Source organism: Oceanobacter kriegii DSM 6294, from assembly GCF_000422845.1.
Taxonomy (GTDB): domain Bacteria; phylum Pseudomonadota; class Gammaproteobacteria; order Pseudomonadales; family Oceanobacteraceae; genus Oceanobacter; species Oceanobacter kriegii.
Window position 1 is genome coordinate 105,102 of the sequence record NZ_AUGV01000017.1, and the last position, 19,330, is coordinate 124,431.

The following is a 19,330-nucleotide window of genomic DNA, read 5'->3' on the forward strand; positions in this document are numbered from 1 at the left end:
CAATCTCGCGCCATTTTATTTGTTGTTCGATGTCACAAGTGAGCCCAAGACCCATGCCAAATGCCAGTCGCCAGCAGCGTATACAGCAACTTAAACAGTCCATCCAAGAGCGAATCCTGATTCTTGATGGGGGTATGGGAACCCTGATTCAGTCTCACCAACTGGAAGAAGCCGACTACCGAGGCGAGCGTTTTGCCGAGCTGACGCAGGAAGTAAAAGGCAACAACGACCTGTTGGTGCTGACCCAGCCAGACATCATTGCCGGTATTCACCGTCAGTATTTGATGGCCGGCGCCGATATTGTTGAAACCAACACCTTTAACAGCACCCGTGTTTCCCAGGCTGACTACCACCTCGAAGAGCTGGTGCCAGAGCTGAACCGCGAAGCCGCTGCCCTCGCCCGCCGTGTGTGTGACGATGTCGAAGCCGAAACCGGTGTGCCGCGTTATGTTGCCGGTGTGCTTGGCCCAACGTCGAAAACCTGTTCCATCTCTCCTGACGTAAACGATCCGGGCTATCGTGCCATTACCTTCGATCAGCTGGTTGAGGAATACACCGAAGCGACGGAAGCGCTGATGGACGGTGGCTCCGACATCATTCTGATCGAAACCATTTTCGACACCCTGAACGCCAAGGCGGCTATCTACGCCGTGCAGGGGGTGTTTGAAGCGCGCGGTGAAGAACTGCCAATCATGATCTCCGGCACCATCACCGACGCCTCCGGCCGTACCCTGTCTGGCCAGACAGCGGAAGCTTTCTATAACTCGGTAGCCCACGCCAAACCACTGTCGATCGGTCTGAACTGTGCTCTGGGTGCAGAAGAGCTGCGTCCACACGTTGAAGAACTGTCGAACAAAGCCAACTGCTATGTGTCGGCTCACCCGAACGCCGGTTTGCCAAACGAATTCGGTGAATACGACCAGACCCCAGCGGAAATGGCTGCCATCGTAGAAGAATTTGCCGCCAGTGGCTTCCTGAACATTCTGGGTGGCTGCTGTGGCTCCGAGCCTGGCCACATCAAGGCGGTGGCGGAAGCCGTTGCCAAGCACGCACCGCGCAAGATTCCCGAGATCAAACCGGCTTGTCGTCTGTCTGGCCTGGAGCCGTTCAACTTTGACGAAACCAGCCTGTTTGTGAACGTCGGCGAACGCGCCAACGTGACCGGTTCGGCCAAGTTCAAACGCCTGATCAAGGAAGAGGCTTACGACGAAGCGTTGGAAATCTGCCGCGAACAGGTAGAGAACGGTGCCCAGATCATCGACATCAACATGGATGAGGGCATGTTGGATTCTGAGGCTGCCATGGTGCGCTTCCTGAATCTGATCGCCTCCGAGCCGGATATTGCCCGCGTGCCTATCATGGTCGACTCTTCCAAGTGGGAAATCATCGAGTCAGGCCTGAAGTGTATTCAGGGTAAGGCGGTGGTGAACTCCATCTCGCTGAAAGAAGGCAAGGAAGAATTCATTGCCAAGGCCAAGTCCTGCATGCGCTTTGGTGCGGCGGTGGTTGTGATGGCGTTTGACGAAGAAGGTCAGGCCGACACCGAAGCCCGCAAGAACGAAATCTGTGAAAACTCCTATCGCATTTTGGTTGATGAAGTGGGCTTCCCGCCGGAAGACATCATCTTCGACCCGAACATCTTCGCGGTAGCGACCGGCATTGAAGAACACAACAACTACGCTGTGGACTTCATAAACGCCTGTAAATTCATTACCGAGAACCTGCCGCACGCGAAGATTTCCGGCGGTGTTTCCAACGTGTCGTTCTCGTTCCGTGGTAACAACCCGGTGCGCGAAGCGATTCACTCGGTATTCCTCTACTACGCCATTAAAAACGGCCTGAGCATGGGTATCGTTAACGCCGGTCAGCTGGCGGTATACGATGATTTGCCTGCCGAGCTGAAAGAGCTGGTAGAAGACGTGGTGCTGAACCGTCGTGAAGACTCCACCGACCGCTTGCTGGCTGTTGCCGACAATTATCGCGGCGACGGCTCTGTGGCCGAAAAGGAAGATGAGGAATGGCGTTCCCTGCCAGTGGCAGAGCGTCTCACTCACGCACTGGTAAAAGGTATCAACGCGCACGTTGAAGCCGATACCGAAGAAGCTCGTCAGATGTTTGATCGCCCAATCGAAGTGATCGAAGGCCCGCTGATGGACGGCATGAACGTGGTCGGCGATCTGTTCGGCTCCGGTAAGATGTTCCTGCCGCAGGTGGTGAAAAGTGCCCGGGTAATGAAGCAGGCCGTTGCCTACTTGCTGCCGTTTATCGAAGCGGAAAAAGACGGTAAGTCGGAAACCCAGGGCAAGATCCTGATGGCTACGGTGAAAGGCGACGTGCACGACATCGGTAAGAACATCGTAGGCGTGGTGCTGCAGTGTAATAACTTCGAAGTAGTCGACCTCGGCGTCATGGTGCCGGCAGAAAAGATTCTGAAGGTCGCCAAGGAAGAAAACTGCGACATCATTGGTCTGTCCGGTCTGATTACCCCATCGCTGGATGAAATGGTCCACGTTGCCCGTGAAATGCAGCGTCTGGATTACCACCTTCCGCTGATGATCGGTGGTGCTACCACGTCCAAGGCCCACACTGCGGTGAAGATTGAACCTCAGTTCCAGAATGACATTGCTTGCTACGTTGCCGACGCCTCTCGTGCAGTGGGTGTGGCGCAGAAGTTAGTGAATGCCGAAGCCAAGAAAACCTTCATTCAGGAAACCCGCGACGAATACGTGCATGTGCGCGAGCGTAACGCCAACCGTAAGGCCAAGGCATTGCTGCCATACGCCAAAGCGGCTGAAAACGCCTTCACCTGTGATTGGGATGCTTTCGAGCCGGTAGTGCCTGCCCAGCAAGGCATCAGTGTTTTCGATCACTACGATACTGCTGAACTGGTCGACTACATCGACTGGACGCCGTTCTTCATGTCATGGGAACTGGCTGGCAAATTCCCACGCATTCTGGAAGACGAAGTGGTTGGCGAAGCCGCTACTGCACTGTTCAAGGATGCACAGGCGATGCTGAAACGCATCGTTGACGAGAAACTGTTCCGCGCCCGTGCAGTCGTGGGCCTGTGGCCTGCAGCCAAGCGCGGCAACGACGACACCGTGATTTTCAATCCGGAGAATCCGTCTGAAGAACTGGGCGTGCTGCACCACTTGCGTCAGCAGACCGATAAGCCAAACGACCAGCCGAACTTCTCGCTGGCTGACTTTGTGATGCCAGAAGACAAGCAAACCGCCGACAAGCGCGACTACATGGGTGGTTTCGTGGTGACGGCCGGTATTGAGGCTGAGCAACTGGCAACCGAATACGACGCCAATCACGATGATTACAACAGCATCATGATGAAGGCACTGGCCGACCGCCTGGCGGAAGCCTTTGCTGAGCGCATGCACGAAAAAGTGCGTAAAGAGCTGTGGGGCTATGCACCGGATGAGCAGCTGGAGAACGAACAGCTGATTAAGGAAAAATACCAAGGCATTCGTCCTGCACCGGGCTACCCTGCTTGCCCGGATCACACCGAGAAAGCCACCCTGTTCAGCTTGCTGGATGCGGAAGCCCATACGGGTGTGTTCCTGACTGAAAGCTTCGCCATGTCACCGGCGGCGTCTGTCAGCGGCTGGTACTTCGGTCATCCGGAATCCCGTTACTTTGGCCTGGGTAAAATCGACAAGGATCAGGTGCAGGATATCGCCGACCGCAAGGGCATGACGCTGGAAACCATGGAGCGCTGGTTGTCGCCAAACCTGAGCTACGATCGCTGATCCTGTGAGTCGTCTATCAGGGAATCATCTGTTGGCCAATGCGCTTCGGCTGGAGCCGGAGCGCTTGCGTCGCATCTTTGGTATTGGCTTGCCGATCATTGGTGCCATGCTGTCTCAAAGTCTGATCAATCTGATCGATGCTGCCATGGTGGGTCGCCTCGGCGATGCCGCACTGGCCGCCGTTGGTATTGGTGGTTACGCCTCGTTTGTGATGGTGTCCATCATGATGGGCCTGTCGGCGGCGACTCAGGCGCTGGTGGCTCGCCGCCTTGGTGCGGGTGAAACCAGCAAGCTGCACGAGCCATTAATGGCCGGGCTGTTTTTTGCCTGCGCCGTTGCCATTCCTTTGACGCTGGTGTTTATCGCTCTGGCACCTTGGCTAATGCCTGCGTTAACCGACAACGCCGATGTCGCTGCCATCGCTACCCCCTACTTTCAATGGCGCACCGCCGCATTGGTGGCCGTGTCGATGAACTTTGTTTACCGCGGATACTGGTCTGGCATTGGTGAAACCCGCCAGTACCTGATGATTCTGTTGGGTATGCACGCCATCAATGTGTCGCTTTCCTACGTGCTGGTGTTTGGTCTTCCTGCGGTTGATGTACTGGGCTTTGCCGGCTGGCAGGGTCTTGGTGCTGTGGGTTCGGGCATCGGCACCGCCATGGCGCTGGTGTGCGGTACTGCCATGTACGCCTGGGTTACCTTTCGTCAAAAGCGAGAAAAGCTGGGCTCTGTCACATTGCCAACCAAGGCGACGCTGCTTCAGCTTGGCAAACTGGCGTGGCCGAATTCCTTGCAGCAAACCCTGTTTGCCCTGGGTATCAGTGTGTTTTTCTGGATCGTTGGCCAGATTGGTACAACAGAGCAGGCCATTGGCCATATTCTGATCTCGTTGCAGCTGGTGTTGATTTTGCCTGCGGTTGGTATGGGTATCGCCGCCACCAGTCTGGTCAGTCATGCACTGGGTGCGGGTGACAAACACGATGCCCATCGCTGGGGCTGGGAGGTAGTACGGGTCGCAAGCCTGGTAATCGCCCTGATCGGCGTGCCGCTGTGGTTGTTCCCGGAAATGATTCTGCACGTATTTACCAACGAGCCGGAATTGATCGAAGCCGGGATTCTGCCCTTGCAGGTGACCGGTATCTTTATTGCCTTTGAAGTGACTGCCATGGTGCTGACTCAAGCATTGCTGGGGGCTGGTGCCAGCCGTAAGGTGATGAAAATCAACTTGGCCATGCAGTGGTGTGTGTTCTTGCCACTGGCCTGGTTGGTCGGCCCGGTGCTGGGGTTTGGTTTGCTGGGCGTGTGGATATTGCAAGGCATGCAACGAACCGGCTTGTCGGTGATCTACAGTGTGATCTGGCAGCGTCGCCAGTGGGCGCATTTGAAGGTGTAATATGAAAACATCGCCGCTTATCTGTCATCGTGGTGCCAGTGCCCTGGCGCCGGAAAACACCATGGAAGCTTTCGAGTTGGCCCGTCAGCAGGGACAGCACTGGCTGGAAATGGACGTTTGTATGAGTGCAGATGGCGAAGCAGTGATTTTTCACGACGACATTCTGCGCCGCTGCACTGATGGCTCTGGCTGGCTGGTGAATAATTCTTTGGCTGAGTTGCAACAACTCGATGCCGGAAGCTGGTTTTCGCCGCAATACGCAGGCGCGCGCATACCGACCTTGATTGAAGTGCTGGAATGGGCCGCCATTTCCGGCATGTGTCTGAATCTGGAAATCAAACCGGTTCTGGGCCGTGAATACGAAACCGCATCGGCTATTTCGCGGGCGTTGGAATGGGCTTTTGAGCATACGCCGTTGGCGACCCGCCAACTGCTGTTCAGCTCGTTTAATCCACTGTCATTGGCACTGGCCCAACAACATCACAAGGACATTGAACGTGCCTGGCTAACCGATGCCATTGCCGCCGATGCGCTGGAGCGAATCAAACCACTCGAGTGCGAAGGGCTGCATTTTTGTGCCGAACTGGTTGACCCGGCCGCCATCGCCAAACTCAAAAGTAGCGGCTTGCAGGTTCGCTGCTTTACCGTTAATTCTGCCATTCAGGCACAGGAATTGTTTGAGCTGGGGGTGGATGCCATCTTCAGTGATTTCCCCACCTTGCTGGATCATCCGGCGGACTGATGCTTGAAGCGGTCACCACTAACTGGCCGCTTTTGCACTGTTACTACCTCTTCTGGATGATAACCATTTGCTATTCGGCTTAGCCGAACAAAACCACCCGTAAAAGTAATTACGATATAGGTAAATAGTCGTTTTAAGAATAAAGCGGCTTTGGTAATGTTCGCAGCCATTAAAAAACCATCTCCGCATGCCTTGCATGCCGGATCGATCACTATTCAAGGCGCCCTTTGCGCCTCGCCAGAGCAACCCGAGACGCTATGTACCAATACGACGAGTACGATCAGCAGATCCTCAATGAGCGTGTCGCCCAGTTCAAACAACAGACTGAGCGTTATTTCGCGGGTGAGATCGCTGAAGAAGAATTCCTGCCACTGCGACTGCAGAACGGTATCTATGTGCAACGTTACGCGCCGATGCTGCGTGTTGCCATCCCTTACGGCTCGCTGAACAGCAAGCAGCTGCGCGCGCTGGCCAAGGTAGCTCGTGACTACGACAAGGGCTACGGCCACTTCTCTACTCGTCAGAACATCCAGTTTAACTGGCCTGAGCTGAAGGACTGCCCACAGATTCTGGCAGAGCTGGCAGAGGTGCAAATGCACGCTGTCCAGACTTCTGGTAACTGTATCCGTAACACCACCACCGACGAATACGCCGGTGTGATTGCGGAAGAACTGGTTGATCCACGTCCATACTGCGAAATCATCCGTCAGTGGTCTACGTTCCACCCGGAATTCGCCTTCCTGCCGCGTAAGTTCAAGATTGCTGTTAACGCCGTTGAAGGTGCTGACCGTGCTGCCATCGACGTTCACGATATTGGTGTAAACATTATTCGTAACGACGCCGGTGAGCTGGGTTACCGCATTCTGATTGGTGGAGGTCTGGGTCGTACGCCAATTCTGGGCGAAGTGATCCGTGACTTCCTGCCGGAAGAAGATCTGCTGACCTACCTGGAAGCCGCCATTCGCGTCTACAACCAGTTTGGTCGTCGTGACAACAAGTACAAGGCTCGTATCAAGATCCTGACCAAGGCGCTGGGTATCGAGCGCATGAAGGAACTGGTCGAAGCTGAGTGGGATCGCATCAAGGATTCCGCCACCAAGCTGACCCAGGCTGAACTGGATCGCGTCAAGAAGCACTTTGTTGATCCAGCCTACGCTGATCTGCAAGACGAAACCGCCAAGCTGGACCAGCTGAAAGCCGACAATCCGGCCTTCGCGCGCTGGATGGAGCGTAACGTACGCGCCCACAAGCAGCCGGGTTATGCCGTTGTTACCCTGACGCTGAAGCAGAAAGGCACCGCACCGGGCGACGTTACCGACGCGCAGATGGATGCCGTTGCCGATCTGGCCGACGAGTACAGCTTTGGTGAGCTGCGCTCCACGCACCACCAGAACCTGGTACTGGCCGACGTTGAGCAGGCGCAGCTGTTCGACGTATGGCAGAAAGCCAAGGCGCTGGGTCTGGCAACCCCTACCCTGGGTCTGCTGACCGATATGATCTGCTGCCCAGGTGGCGACTTCTGTGCACTGGCCAACGCCAAGTCCATTCCAATTGCGGAAGACCTGCAGATTCGCTTTGAAGACATCGATTTCCAATATGACATTGGTGATATCGACCTGAACATCTCCGGTTGTATGAACGCCTGTGGTCACCACCACGTGGGTAACATCGGCATTCTGGGTGTCGACAAGAAAGGTGAAGAGTTCTACCAGGTATCCCTGGGTGGTAACTCTGGCGGCCGCGGTGAAGCGTCTCTGGGTAAGATTCTGGGTCCATCCTTTGACCGTGAATCCATCCCTGACGTGATTGCCAAGGTTCTGAACCTGTACGTTGAAAAACGCATTGATGGCGAAAGCTTCCTGGAAGCCTACAAGCGTCTGGGTCACAACGAATTCAAGGAGGCCGTATATGGCAAAGCTGATTAAGAACGGCGCTTTTGTTAGCGACGATCCGTGGGTTCGTGTCGCTGACGATGAAATGGTTGTTGAAAACAGCATCATCTCTCTGGAGCGCTGGGAACACGAACAGGCTGAACTGCAACCACTGGCCTCTCGTGGCAAGCTGGGTGTTCACCTGCGCAGCGAACAGACCGCTGACAAGCTGGCCGAACAATGCCGCAACTTCGCCGTGATCGAAATCGACTTTCCGAAGTTCGTTGACGGTCGTGGTTACTCCGCTGCCCGTCTGCTGCGCGAGCAGTATGACTACGCTGGCGACATCCGTGCCGTTGGCGACGTACTGATCGATCAGCTGTTCTTCTACATGCGTTGTGGTTTCAGCTCCTACGCCCTGCGTGATGATCAGAACGAAGAAAACGCATTGGCTGCGTTCACTACCTTCACGCAGCCTTATCAGGCGGCGGTAGACAGCGACAAGCCTCTGTTTAATCGTGTGACGCGTTAATAGCAATCACGATTCAAAATACCGGCCGTTGGCCGGTATTTTTTTGCCCGTCTGAAACCGTTTTCTCGTATTTCAGCGGTGACTGATTTTGTGGTGGCTGATCTGGTGTGAATACCTTGATATGTCGGTATTGCCCACTCGATAGCCGGCTACAGGTGTAATCAACGGAGCCCGGTTGGTACTTTGCAGAAGCTGTCGTAAGCTTTTTAGACTAGGAATCCTCTGAATAACTCAGTGCTCACGCAGTGCTGTGCAGAGTTATTCAGAGTGGCCCCTCGCAAGGAGTTGCTCATGCAGCAAGACATTGTTTTCTCTATTTTCGTTATTTTCGCCGGTGCGTCGCTGCTGGCCACGTTTGCCCTCTACACCAAACAACCGGTTTTGATTGCCTATATTGGCCTGGGTGCCCTCGTTGGCCCGTTTGGCATGGGGTGGATTGAACATCCCGAGCTGCTGGAAGAGATGTCTCACATTGGCATTATCTTCCTGCTGTTTCTGTTGGGCCTTGATATGCAACCCAAGGCATTGGTATCGGTGTTGCGGCAAGCCTCAACCGTTGGCGTGGTCAGCTCGCTGTTATTCTTTGCGGCCGGTTACGGACTGACAGCGCTGTTTGGTTATTCTCAAATGGACTGCATCGTCATCGGTTTGGCGTTGATGTTTTCCAGCACCATTATTGGTTTGAAACTGCTCCCCACCACCGTACTCCATCACAAACACATGGGCGAGTTGATGGTCGGTTTGTTGCTGTTGCAGGACATGATCGCCATCTTTACGCTGATTTTGCTGGGCGTGCTCAGTGGTCAGGGTGATATGCCGGTATGGCAGCCGTTTGTGGCTCTGCCGTTGATTATTGCTGCGGCCTATTTGATTGTGAAAAGCGTATTGCTGCCGCTGATTACCAAATTCGATCGCTATCAGGAGTACCTCTTTATTCTGGCCATTGGCTGGTGTCTGGCGGTGGCCGAAGCAGCGCATTTGGTGGGTTTGAGCTACGAAATCGGCGCGTTTGTGGCCGGCATCACGTTGGCAACCAGTCCGATTGCGCAGTTTATTGCCATTAGCCTGAAGCCACTGCGTGACTTCTTTCTGGTGTTGTTCTTCTTTGCGCTGGGTGCGGGGCTGAATCTTGGCATGCTTGGCACCGTGGCGGTTGCAGCAGTGGCATTGGCGGTGCTGGTACTTGGACTTAAACCAGTGGTCTTCCGGGTACTGCTGAAAAAATTCAGCGAAACCCCAAAGCTGGCCTGGGATGTGGGCTTTCGACTGGGGCAAATCAGTGAGTTTTCCTTGCTGATTGCCTTTATGGCATTGGAAGGTGGCCTGCTGTCGGAGCAAGGTTCGTTGCTGATTCAGGCCACGGCGATCATTACCTTTGTGGTCAGCAGTTACATTGTGGTGTTCAACTACCCCAACCCGATTGCTGTGTCCGAGAAGTTGCGACGAGACTGAGTCGCACAGTCTGTTTGGTCATAACTAAAAACGCCCGTTAGACGAATCTAACGGGCGTTTTTATTGGCTTGAGGTTAAACCTCAGCAGAGTCTGATTAAGCAGGTAAGATCAGCTCTTGCTAACGTTTTGCTGCTGAATGCGGTTCAGCACGGTGGTCATGGCTTTCTCGATAGCGGCCTGAACCCCGACCCCCAGCTTTTCTTGCAGGGTTTTCTTGTACTCGTAACGCACGCTGTAAACGTCGGCATTAGCGCACGCGTTAACGATGTAGTCATCACTGGTGCCCACCTCGTCAATCAGCTTGTTTTCCAGCGCCTGTTGGCCGTACCAGACTTCACCGGTCGCCACCGCGTCTACATCCAGACGAGGGCGGAATTTCTGCACATGCTGACGGAACAGGGTGTGAGTTTCTTCCAGATCAGACTGGAATTTTTCACGGCCCTTGTCGGTATTTTCGCCCAGCATGGTAACGGTGCGCTTGAATTTGCCTGCGGTAAACAATTCGTAGTCGACGTCGTTCTTTTTCAGCAGACGGTGGAAGTTTGGCACCTGGGCCAGAACGCCAATGGAACCAATCAATGCAAATGGAGCGGCAATGATCTTGTTGCCGAGGCACGCCATCATGTAACCGCCACTGGCGGCTACTTCATCAACACAGATGGTCAGTGGAACGCCTTTGTCGCGAATACGCTTCAGCTGAGAGGCCGCCAGACCGTAGGTGTGTACCATGCCGCCCGGGCTTTCCAGGCGCAAAACGATTTCGTCTTCCTTTTCGATTTGGGTCAGTACCGCAGTAATTTCGTGGCGCAGCAAATCCACTTCGGAGGCTTTAACGTCGCCATTAAAGTCCAATACAAAAATGCGCTTGCGGGTTTCTGTCGATTCCAGGCCGTCTTTGGCGCGTTTCTTTTCCGCCTTGGCCTTGGCTTTCTCTTCTTTCTGGCGTTGCTTGTTCAGCGCCTTCTGTTCTTCTTTGCTGAGGATGGCGTCTTCAAAGGCATCCTTGTAATCTTCGATGTCGTCGTTCAGTCGTTTGATGACGATATCGCCTTCCTGGGCGCTGTTTTTATTGCGAGAGCTTGCAGAAGCAATGGCGCCAATGACCAGAACGATGGCACCGACAAGAGTGATGGTCTTTAATAGAAACAGACCATATTCCGAAATGAATTCCACGCGATAAACCTTTATCTGAGTAAGACGATTAGTCTACCCCAGAGTGAGATACGGAAAAATGCCTGAACAGAATTCAAACGACCGTATGAATTCTGGTTGACACCCGCAAGGCTGCGGCCTAGAGTGGCAATCGACAAACAGCGTTGGCGAAAACCACAGTTTGCCTGCGAATTGCTGCCACATTAACAATAAGGAACCAAGCAATGACTTCTGTTTCTGAAATCATCAACACCCTGAACAGCCGTTTTGACGCCGACGCGGCAGACGACCTGAACGCCACCTTCCAATTCAACATCGAAGACGGCGACGATTACTTCATCGTGGTAAAAGACGGTGCCTGTGAAGTAGGCCAGGGTGAAAACGACGACGCTGACGTTACCCTGATCATGAACACTGAAACCTTTGCGGGTATCGCTACCGGTGAAACCGACGGCATGCAGGCCTTCATGTCTGGCCAATTGCGTGTTGAAGGCGACATGATGCTGGCAACCAAGATTGGTGAAATCTTCCCGGCTTGATTGCATTGCAAACCAACAAAAAACGGGCCGCTGGCCCGTTTTTTGTTTCTGGTGTTTTCTTTTGCTGTCCGTCCGGGTGTTTCTAAAAACAGAGCGGTTTACAAATTTACCAGTTACTGTCCAACGCCTTGGCAGCCACGTCATTCATGGCTTCTGCTTCCACGCCTTTGGCAGATACAGTAACGGCAAAGGTTGCGCCGTTAACCAGTGGCATAAAGACAGCGCTGCCCATTTCCGGCTTGAGCCAAAAGCCCTTTTCTTTCAAAACCGACCATACGTCGATCCAGCCACCCTGCCCCAGACCATAAACTGTACGCTCTGCGGTACGCTCCTGCTCCAGTGACAGGTAGCGACCACTCAAGCGGTCAATGCGGTAGACCGGTGCGGCAGCCAGTGAATCAATCGGGCCGGTCCAGCGCAGCAGACGGAAATCCAGCTGCCACTGATCGCCCTTGACGATGTAGCGTTGCTCGTTGCCTTCTTCGTCCACCAGCGACAGGTCGAATGTCTGATCGCCCACCTTATAGGTGCTGATGGTGACCGCAGGCTGAATGCCGTTGGCTTGCTTGTAGCTGTACAGGTCGACGCCGGAATACACCAGTAAAAAACCACCAAACAGCAGCAGTATACCCGCGGTGCCTTTGATCCATTGAATGACCCAGGGTTTGCCGATCCACATCACGCCGACAACGATCAGGATCAACAGCATGACAACGGCAACAAACCCCAGCAGGCTAGATAACAGCATGGCAAATTATCCTTTCAGGTGAGCCAGGCTGTCCTGGGCCAGACGAACGGCTTCGTCTGCCCCTGAGGATTGGCCATTGAGGGAATCCATAAAGTACTCGACAGCGGTAATGGCGTCGGCAAAGGCTTCCATCTTGTGCTCTTCAATCACCTTGCTGGTGTCCTGAACATCGTGGTCAACGAAGTCACGCAGGGATTTCAGAATGTCGTACATGGTTTCATTGCCCATAAACAGCAGTGCTGCGGCAACGTCCGACAGGCTCTTGCTGACGTTGGCAACGTGCAGTACTTCACCGTCGGATTCCAGATACGCACCGATTGCGCGCTTGACCATCGCCAATGAGGTCATTGATTCCGACAGAATCGCAATGCGCGCTTCGTTGAGGCTGACCGGGTCAACGGCTGACTCTTCCGCCAGGTGCTTGGAGGTAATCGAGTGCAGGGTTTGTTCCAGACGGATGATTTCATCGGCAATGTCGTCGCCGTGCTCACGCAGCCCGGGTTGGCCAGCGGCTTCCAAACGCAGTGCCAATTGGGATGCACGTTCTGCGGCTTCCTGATTGTTGGCAATGATCAGGGTGTCGCCAATGCGACGGATGCTGTCGAGCAACAGCTGGAAGTCTTCACTGCTGAGGTCCAGGCGTTCGGACAGGTCGATCTGGTCTTTGACCTTTTGCAGTTCTTCCTGCAGGGCCAGTGCCAGTGACTCCAGCGCTGAACCGTCCGGGCCGGAGAGCTTGTTACGTGCCTCGGCCAGTTGCTCTTCCTTGATGCCGTTGGCAACCTGGAATTCTTTCTGAACCTGGCGAATGGCTTCGCTTTCCGGCTTCGCCAGCGACACCAGATGCACAAATTCTTTCAGCAGCCAGTCGGGCTGTTTCTCGGCGAAGTAGCGACCTTCGGTCTCCTGAATGCGGCGAACCTGACGGTCGAGCTGACCCAGCAACGCCATGCGTGCAGGGGTGATTTCAAACTCTTCCTGTGACAGGGCTTCCAGAGCCGCCGATGCCACGTGCCAGAAAGTCCAGGACGCAACGCCCTGGCTGGCCTTTTCAAAGCGTTTTACCGCTCGCGACATGACTTGCACTGGTCCAAAACGTCCCTGGCCGCGAATCAAGCCCAGCAGGCCGAGTTGGTACATCTGACGAGCACGACGAAACGGGAAACGCGCCGCTTCGGCAATGGCCTTCGGAGTGGAGATTTGCGGACGCAGATTGACCAGAAAGAAATAGGATTCCGGCAGTGCGGCATCACTGCGACTGCGGCGAATCTGGTTAATGACAGGAATCAGCAGACTTGGTGATGTTGGCGAACCTTCAGCCATCAGTTCAACCAGGCGCTTGAGGTAGACGATGGCCTGGGTGAAAGCATTCAGTGTTGCGTTCGACAGGGCTTCACCACGGGCGTGACGGCCGGATTCGGCAAACTCCTCACAGAGGCGCTCTCCTGCCCTGAAATCCAGCATTTTGAACGTGCCACGAATCTGCTGAATTTCGGCAAGAAATGCCTTCAGCTGATCCGGGTTGCCTGTTTCTGAATAATAATCCAGCTGGTTGGCTGCAGAATCCAGTGCGTTGAGAACTTCACTCTTAACGAGATTAAGCGATACAGCAAACTGGGTTTCTTCATTTACAGTCTGTAGTTCTGCCATGACGACCAATCGCAATTCCAAGCTTAAAGTTGGGGTTATTCTATCTGTATAACCCTTTGATGGCGAAACGTTTTAACCCTTTTTAATCACTACTATGTGACAAGATTCCTGCCCCTAATCACGCTTTTCTTACTCAATTAGTATATTTTTCGTGCTTTACGACAGTATTGAAGCCGTCGGCAGTTGAAAATTATCCCTAGCTCATTAAATTTCCCGCACCCAAAAGAAGGAAATAATAATGATCGCGTCGCTACACACCGCAGTGATGGGGAATTTTCTTGGCAATGCTCCGCTTTGGTACAAGAAAACCATCCTTGCTTTCCTCGCATTCAATGTTGTCAGTGTTTATACGTTGGGCACTTATATCACTGGCTGGTTGTTGATTGTCGAGTTCATTTTCACTCTGGCCATGGCTCTGAAATGCTACCCGCTGCAACCGGGTGGCTTGCTGGCCATTGAGGCCATTCTGCTGGGCATGGTCAGCCCACAAGTTGTGTACGAAGAAACACTGCACAACTTCCCGGTGATCTTGCTGCTGATGTTCATGGTGGCCGGTATCTTCTTTATGAAGGACCTGCTGCTGTTTGTGTTTACCAAAATTCTGCTGGGCGTTCGCTCCAAGACCATGCTGTCGTTGTTGTTCAGCGTCGTAGCTGCGGTGCTGTCGGCGTTCCTGGATGCACTGACCGTGACGGCGGTACTGATCAGTGTGTCGGTTGGCTTTTATAGCGTTTATCACCGGGTTGCCAGCGGCAAGAATTTCAACGTTGATCACAATCACGGTAACGACGAAGAATTACGTGAGAGTCACCGTCAGGATCTGGATCAGTTCCGTGCCTTTTTGCGCAGTCTGATGATGCACGGTGCAGTAGGCACGGCGTTGGGCGGTGTGTGTACGCTGGTTGGTGAGCCACAAAACCTGTTGATTGCCAAAGTGGCCGGTTGGGATTTCCTTGTCTTCTTCACCATCATGGCGCCAATCACGATGCCGGTATTGGTGTCTGGCCTGGCGGTTTGTGTGTTGCTGGAACAAACCGGCAAGTTCGGTTATGGCGCCAAATTGCCAGCTGAAGTGCGCGGCATCCTGGAAGACTACGACCGTCGTCAGAGCGAGCAGATGGCACCCAAGCAACAATTGCAGTTGGTGGTTCAGGGGCTGGTTGCGGTATTTCTGGTGGTTGGCCTGGCGTTTCATTTGGCCGAAGTCGGTTTTATTGGCCTTGCGGTAATTATTTTACTGACGGCGTTCAACGGCGTTATTGAAGAACACCAAATCGGTAAGGCGTTTGAAGAAGCCATGCCATTTACGGCGTTATTGGTGGTGTTTTTTGCGATTGTTGGCGTGATTCACTCCCAGCATTTGTTCACGCCTATTATTGAGTGGATTCTTGATACCCGTAATGTTGAACCGTCATCCCAGCCAGGTGTGTTCTTCCTGGCCAACGGCATATTGTCGATGATCAGTGACAACGTGTTTGTGGCGACGGTTTATATTTCCGAGGTTAAATCGGCTCTGGATGCGGGTGAAATATCCCGGGCGCAGTTTGATGCCCTGGCGGTCGCCATTAATACCGGTACGAACTTGCCGAGTGTGGCGACACCCAACGGCCAGGCGGCATTTCTGTTCTTGCTGACCTCGGCGTTGGCGCCGTTAATTCGTCTGTCTTACGGACGTATGGTGGTGATGGCGCTGCCGTACACGGTTGTGATGACGGGTGTTGGTTACTTTGCAGTGACACACTGGCTGTAATACCGGCCAGAACCCAGATTCCCGGCACTAAAAAGCCCGCTGAAATGGTTGTTCCAGCGGGCTTTTGTTTGTCTTTCGTGCTGCTTCAGACGTCAGTCACACGTTAGTTATACGAATCAGATCTGCCGCCAAATAGCCCCTTCGCTTTTCTTGTCGATCAGCTCCAGGAATTTCTCATGGGCCTGAACTTCCGCGTCGGTTGCTGTGATGATCGACAGCTCTGCGCCGGCGGCAGCGGATGTCAAGGCTTCAAGATCCAGTTTGGCTCCATCATCGTCGCCATCGTCATCGACTGACAGCATCAGGTCGGTTTGACCACCGGTCATGAACAGGTAAACGTCGGCCAGAATCTCGGAGTCGAGCAAAGCCCCGTGCAGCTCACGGTGGCTGTTATCAATATCGAAACGCTTACACAAGGCGTCGAGGGAAACCCTGGAACCCGGGAACATGTCGCGGGCCAGTTTCAGCGTGTCCAGCACGCTACAGAAGGTGCTGGTGGCAGGCAGGCCCAGTAGTTTGAATTCGGCATCCATCATGCCGACGTCGAACGCGGCGTTGTGAATCACCAGCTCGGCGCCAGCAATAAAGTCGATGAATTCCTGAGCAACGTCGGCAAATACCGGACTGCCCTGTTCTTCCAACCATTCGATCGAAATACCGTGAACGTTCTGGGCTTCTTCGTCGATTGGACGTTGTGGGTGGATGTATTTGTGAAAATGACGACCGGTCAATTTTCGTTCAATAACTTCCACGCAACCGATCTCAAGGATGCGGTGACCTTCACCAATACCGGTGGTTTCTGTATCGAGTACGACTTGTCTCATGACATTACCTTGGCGACGCCCTTGTTGGCCAACTGGTCAGCGCGTTCGTTTTCGGCGTGACCGGCGTGACCCTTAACCCATTGCCATTCTACCTGATGGCGGTTACAGGCTTCATCCAGTCGCACCCACAGGTCCTTGTTTTTGACCGGTGCTTTGGATGCGGTTTTCCAGCCATTACGTTTCCAACCTGCCATCCACTGCTGGATACCCTGTTTGACGTATTTGGAGTCGGTGGTCAGTACCACCTCACAAGGGCGAGTCAGTGCCTCAAGCCCTTGAATGGCAGCCATCAACTCCATCCGGTTGTTGGTGGTATTGGCTTCGCCACCAAACAATTCTTTCTCTGCTTCTCCGAAGCGCAGCAGTGCACCCCAGCCACCAGCGCCAGGGTTACCTTTACAGGCGCCATCGGTGTATATCTCTACTTTCATTGTTTAAAACAGTTGCCTGTGGGTTGAATATTATGAATGGCCGGCAGCCGGGCAATGGCTGGCGTCGGCACAAAGTCCGGCCGCAGACTCCAGCGCCTTTGTTTCAGGCGCGTTGTACCTGCAACGGTCTTTCTGGCCACCAGTATATAGGCATTTGATGGTAGCCAGTTATGGCCAGCGGCGACCCGGTCGAAGCGTCGGCTGGCACTTTCTGTGATCATTCTAAGTGGCCAAAGATGAGCAATATGGGACACCCGTTCGACGCGGAAGTCGAGCAAGGTCAGCCAGTCTTCCAAACGGTTGGAACTCACGCAGTTGGCGATCCAGGGCAATTTGGCAGATAGCGTCATGGCAGCCTTGGAGGCACCAAAAATGCTGTAGGGGTTCCAGCCCACAATCACCAGGTAACCACTGGACTGCAACACCCGTGAGGCCTCTCTCACCATTTGGTGTGGACGTACCGACATATCGAGGCTGTGTTGCAAAATAACGGCTTCGACGGATTCGTCAGCAAGCGGCCAAAGATCATCACTCATGCGAGCATCGCAATGGTTGTCCTTGGCCCACGGCATACCCATCACAAAGGCGTGACGCATGCGGTTGCGCTTGAGAAATCGGGGGGTGCTGTCGATGCCCGAATACAGCAGGTGCTGGCCCCGCAAATCGACCAGAACCTCGCGTAGCCAGCCTGCTTCCATGGCCAACAGGCGCTTGCAGGACGCCGATGTCAGCCATTGGTTGTACGCTTCCGATTTGATTCTGACGCCCATACTGCCGAGGCTCCCTTTACGATTCCGATGTGATGCTTTGTTGCTGAGGCTAACCGCAATCTCTAGACTGTCGGCCGAACATTCAGACATTTTAAGCACATGCGTTTAATCTCACTACCCACAATTCTGGCTCCCTTGGTTATTGTCACCGGCTGCAGTGCCACCAGCCCCAAGGAACCTGAAGAAGTATGGGCACCCAGTGCCCAGCCTGTACAGGTGTCCGACACCCCTGTTTCGGAGGAATTCATCAGCATTCAAACCACCGAGAACGTCTGGGATCGTATCCTTGATCGCTTTCAGCTGGATCTGGATGTTGATAATCCACGCTTGAAGGCCCAGCGCGACTGGTACATCAAGCACCCCGAGTACATGGCGCGCGTTACCAAGCGCTCCGAGCCTTATTTGTACTACATTGCCGAACAAATCGAAGCCCGCAACGTGCCCGGGGAAATTGCCCTGCTGCCGATCGTTGAAAGCGCTTTTGATCCATTTGCTTACAGTCATGGCCGTGCTTCCGGCGTGTGGCAGTTTATTCCTTCGACGGGCAAGTATTTTGGCCTGAAACAGGACTGGTGGTACGACGGCCGTCGGGATATTCGTGCAGCAACCAATGCGGCGCTGGACTATTTAAGCAGCTTGTCGCGCCAGTTCGACGGCGACTGGGAATTAGCACTGGCGTCGTATAACTCCGGCGGCGGCACAGTTCGTAAAGCCATTCGCAAGAATCGCAACAGGGGTATGGCCACGGACTTCTGGAATCTGGAACTGCCAAAAGAAACCCGAGCCTACGTTCCCAAATTGCTGGCATTGGCGCAGCTGCTGAAATATCCGGAGCGATACAAAAGCCCGTTTACCGCGGTGGCTAACGAACCTTATTTTGCCGTGGTGCAAACTGGCGGTCAGATTGACCTGACGCAGGTTGCCGAATTGGCCAATACCGAACTGGAAGAAATCTATCGGCTGAATCCGGGCTTTAACCGTTGGGCAACCCACCCTGACGGCCCGCATGAAGTGCTGGTTCCGTACGAGGCTTACGATGAGTTTGTCTCTCGCCTGAGCGCCCTGCCAAGCAACAAACGTGTGCAGTGGAACCGTTACGTGGTGAAGTCTGGTGACAACCTGCAAACCATCGGCAAGCAATTTCGGACTACAGTTGATGTTATCAAGCGGGTTAATGACCTGAGTAGCAATACCATTCGCGTGGGCCAAACCCTGTTGATCCCGGGAGCTATGAAAGGCCAGGCGGCGTATTCATACAGCTTGACCCAGCGATTGGATCGCACCCGTAGCAATCGCCAGCCAAGTGGCACTAATAAAGTGGTGTACACCGTACGTTCTGGCGATTCTTTCTGGGGGATTGGCAAGAAATATGGCGTGACCTCACGACAAATTGCTCATTGGAACGGTATGGCGCCGGGTGATCCATTGACCGTGGGGAAAAACCTGACGATTTGGACCAAGGCGACACAAAGCTCGGGCCGTAAGGAGATTCGCCGGGTCACCTACACGGTGCGCTCGGGGGATTCTCTGGCCAGTATTGGCAGTCGATTCCGGGTGGGTGTGAACGACATCCGCAAATGGAACCCGAACGACACCAGCAGCAAGTACCTGCAACCTGGGATGAAGCTGCTGCTTTACGTCAACGTTGTGCGCTAAACAAACCTTGGCAGGGCTATTGGGAGCCTGTTTGGACTTCTTTCTAAAGGAAATA

Annotated in this window: 15 protein-coding genes; 9 read left to right on the top strand and 6 right to left on the bottom strand. The window is 53.9% G+C overall.

Annotated elements, in window-relative coordinates; translation table 11 throughout:
- The first annotated feature begins 53 nt into the window (after positions 1-53).
- The 6 genes from metH to G516_RS0110020 all read left to right on the top strand — a co-directional run bounded on the left by metH (position 54) and on the right by G516_RS0110020 (position 9,754).
- On the top strand, positions 54-3,761 hold the full coding sequence (gene metH / locus G516_RS0109995) for a methionine synthase (RefSeq protein WP_036535704.1): 3,708 nt from the start codon (positions 54-56) through the stop codon (positions 3,759-3,761).
- Between the two features lie 31 nt (positions 3,762-3,792).
- Entirely contained in the window at positions 3,793-5,157 is a 1,365-nt protein-coding gene (locus tag G516_RS0110000; RefSeq protein WP_245582646.1) for an MATE family efflux transporter, read from the top strand.
- A 1-nt stretch (position 5,158) separates the two neighbouring features.
- Positions 5,159-5,899, top strand: coding sequence for a glycerophosphodiester phosphodiesterase family protein (locus G516_RS0110005; protein ID WP_028293538.1), 741 nt, complete (start codon positions 5,159-5,161; stop codon positions 5,897-5,899).
- Positions 5,900-6,156: 257 nt separating this feature from the next.
- Positions 6,157-7,824 (top strand): nitrite/sulfite reductase, encoded by a 1,668-nt coding sequence (locus tag G516_RS0110010; RefSeq protein ID WP_028293539.1) that lies wholly within the window; start codon positions 6,157-6,159, stop codon positions 7,822-7,824.
- Complete coding sequence (locus G516_RS0110015) at positions 7,808-8,302, top strand: DUF934 domain-containing protein (protein ID WP_028293540.1); 495 nt, start codon at positions 7,808-7,810, stop codon at positions 8,300-8,302. The genes G516_RS0110010 and G516_RS0110015 overlap by 17 nt, the downstream gene beginning before the upstream one ends.
- A gap of 291 nt (positions 8,303-8,593) precedes the next feature.
- Positions 8,594-9,754: a cation:proton antiporter domain-containing protein gene (locus tag G516_RS0110020; protein WP_028293541.1), complete on the top strand. Its 1,161-nt coding sequence runs from the start codon at positions 8,594-8,596 to the stop codon at positions 9,752-9,754.
- A 109-nt stretch (positions 9,755-9,863) separates the two neighbouring features.
- Here the strand turns inward: G516_RS0110020 and sohB are convergent, their stop codons facing one another.
- Positions 9,864-10,928: a protease SohB gene (gene sohB / locus G516_RS0110025; RefSeq protein ID WP_028293542.1), complete on the bottom strand. Its 1,065-nt coding sequence runs from the start codon at positions 10,926-10,928 to the stop codon at positions 9,864-9,866.
- 203 nt (positions 10,929-11,131) lie between these two features.
- Here sohB and G516_RS0110030 point away from each other — a divergent pair, with 203 nt between their 5' ends.
- The gene (locus tag G516_RS0110030; RefSeq protein WP_028293543.1) at positions 11,132-11,446 is read left to right on the top strand and encodes an SCP2 sterol-binding domain-containing protein; all 315 of its coding nucleotides are present in this window, start codon (positions 11,132-11,134) and stop codon (positions 11,444-11,446) included.
- Positions 11,447-11,552: 106 nt separating this feature from the next.
- On the opposite strand, the gene G516_RS0110035 is transcribed toward G516_RS0110030, so the two are convergent.
- On the bottom strand, positions 11,553-12,194 hold the full coding sequence (locus G516_RS0110035) for a hypothetical protein (protein WP_028293544.1): 642 nt from the start codon (positions 12,192-12,194) through the stop codon (positions 11,553-11,555).
- Positions 12,195-12,200: 6 nt separating this feature from the next.
- Entirely contained in the window at positions 12,201-13,844 is a 1,644-nt protein-coding gene (locus tag G516_RS0110040) for a hypothetical protein (RefSeq protein ID WP_028293545.1), read from the bottom strand.
- 238 nt (positions 13,845-14,082) lie between these two features.
- Between G516_RS0110040 and nhaB the strand changes: the two genes are divergently transcribed.
- A complete protein-coding gene (gene nhaB / locus G516_RS0110045) occupies positions 14,083-15,594 on the top strand; it encodes a sodium/proton antiporter NhaB (RefSeq protein ID WP_028293546.1) in 1,512 nt (503 codons plus the stop codon).
- Between the two features lie 116 nt (positions 15,595-15,710).
- Here nhaB and dnaQ read toward each other — a convergent pair whose 3' ends face one another.
- From dnaQ to G516_RS23915, 3 genes are read right to left on the bottom strand one after another with little or no spacing between them, the layout of a single operon-like run.
- Positions 15,711-16,418, bottom strand: a complete 708-nt coding sequence (gene dnaQ, locus G516_RS0110050; protein ID WP_028293547.1) for a DNA polymerase III subunit epsilon — start codon at positions 16,416-16,418, stop codon at positions 15,711-15,713.
- Complete coding sequence (gene rnhA / locus G516_RS0110055; protein ID WP_028293548.1) at positions 16,415-16,849, bottom strand: ribonuclease HI; 435 nt, start codon at positions 16,847-16,849, stop codon at positions 16,415-16,417. Before rnhA ends, dnaQ begins: the two co-directional genes overlap by 4 nt.
- Positions 16,846-17,619 carry a methyltransferase domain-containing protein gene (locus tag G516_RS23915; RefSeq protein WP_051219220.1) on the bottom strand — a complete coding sequence of 258 codons (774 nt, stop codon included), beginning with the start codon at positions 17,617-17,619 and terminating at the stop codon, positions 16,846-16,848. Before G516_RS23915 ends, rnhA begins: the two co-directional genes overlap by 4 nt.
- Before the next feature lie 99 nt (positions 17,620-17,718).
- Between G516_RS23915 and G516_RS21945 the strand changes: the two genes are divergently transcribed.
- On the top strand, positions 17,719-19,275 hold the full coding sequence (locus G516_RS21945) for a LysM peptidoglycan-binding domain-containing protein (RefSeq protein WP_036535710.1): 1,557 nt from the start codon (positions 17,719-17,721) through the stop codon (positions 19,273-19,275).
- The last annotated feature ends 55 nt before the right edge of the window (positions 19,276-19,330 follow it).

Coding starts and splice junctions, on each gene's coding strand:
- G516_RS0110015 (WP_028293540.1), top strand. CDS start 7,808: ATGGCAAAGCTGATTAAGAACGGCGCTTTTGTTAGCGACGATCCGTGG.
- G516_RS0110005 (WP_028293538.1), top strand. CDS start 5,159: ATGAAAACATCGCCGCTTATCTGTCATCGTGGTGCCAGTGCCCTGGCG.
- G516_RS21945 (WP_036535710.1), top strand. CDS start 17,719: ATGCGTTTAATCTCACTACCCACAATTCTGGCTCCCTTGGTTATTGTC.
- G516_RS0110035 (WP_028293544.1), bottom strand. CDS start 12,194: ATGCTGTTATCTAGCCTGCTGGGGTTTGTTGCCGTTGTCATGCTGTTG.
- G516_RS0110040 (WP_028293545.1), bottom strand. CDS start 13,844: ATGGCAGAACTACAGACTGTAAATGAAGAAACCCAGTTTGCTGTATCG.
- G516_RS0110010 (WP_028293539.1), top strand. CDS start 6,157: ATGTACCAATACGACGAGTACGATCAGCAGATCCTCAATGAGCGTGTC.
- metH (WP_036535704.1), top strand. CDS start 54: ATGCCAAATGCCAGTCGCCAGCAGCGTATACAGCAACTTAAACAGTCC.
- G516_RS0110030 (WP_028293543.1), top strand. CDS start 11,132: ATGACTTCTGTTTCTGAAATCATCAACACCCTGAACAGCCGTTTTGAC.
- G516_RS23915 (WP_051219220.1), bottom strand. CDS start 17,619: ATGGGCGTCAGAATCAAATCGGAAGCGTACAACCAATGGCTGACATCG.
- nhaB (WP_028293546.1), top strand. CDS start 14,083: ATGATCGCGTCGCTACACACCGCAGTGATGGGGAATTTTCTTGGCAAT.
- dnaQ (WP_028293547.1), bottom strand. CDS start 16,418: ATGAGACAAGTCGTACTCGATACAGAAACCACCGGTATTGGTGAAGGT.
- G516_RS0110020 (WP_028293541.1), top strand. CDS start 8,594: ATGCAGCAAGACATTGTTTTCTCTATTTTCGTTATTTTCGCCGGTGCG.
- rnhA (WP_028293548.1), bottom strand. CDS start 16,849: ATGAAAGTAGAGATATACACCGATGGCGCCTGTAAAGGTAACCCTGGC.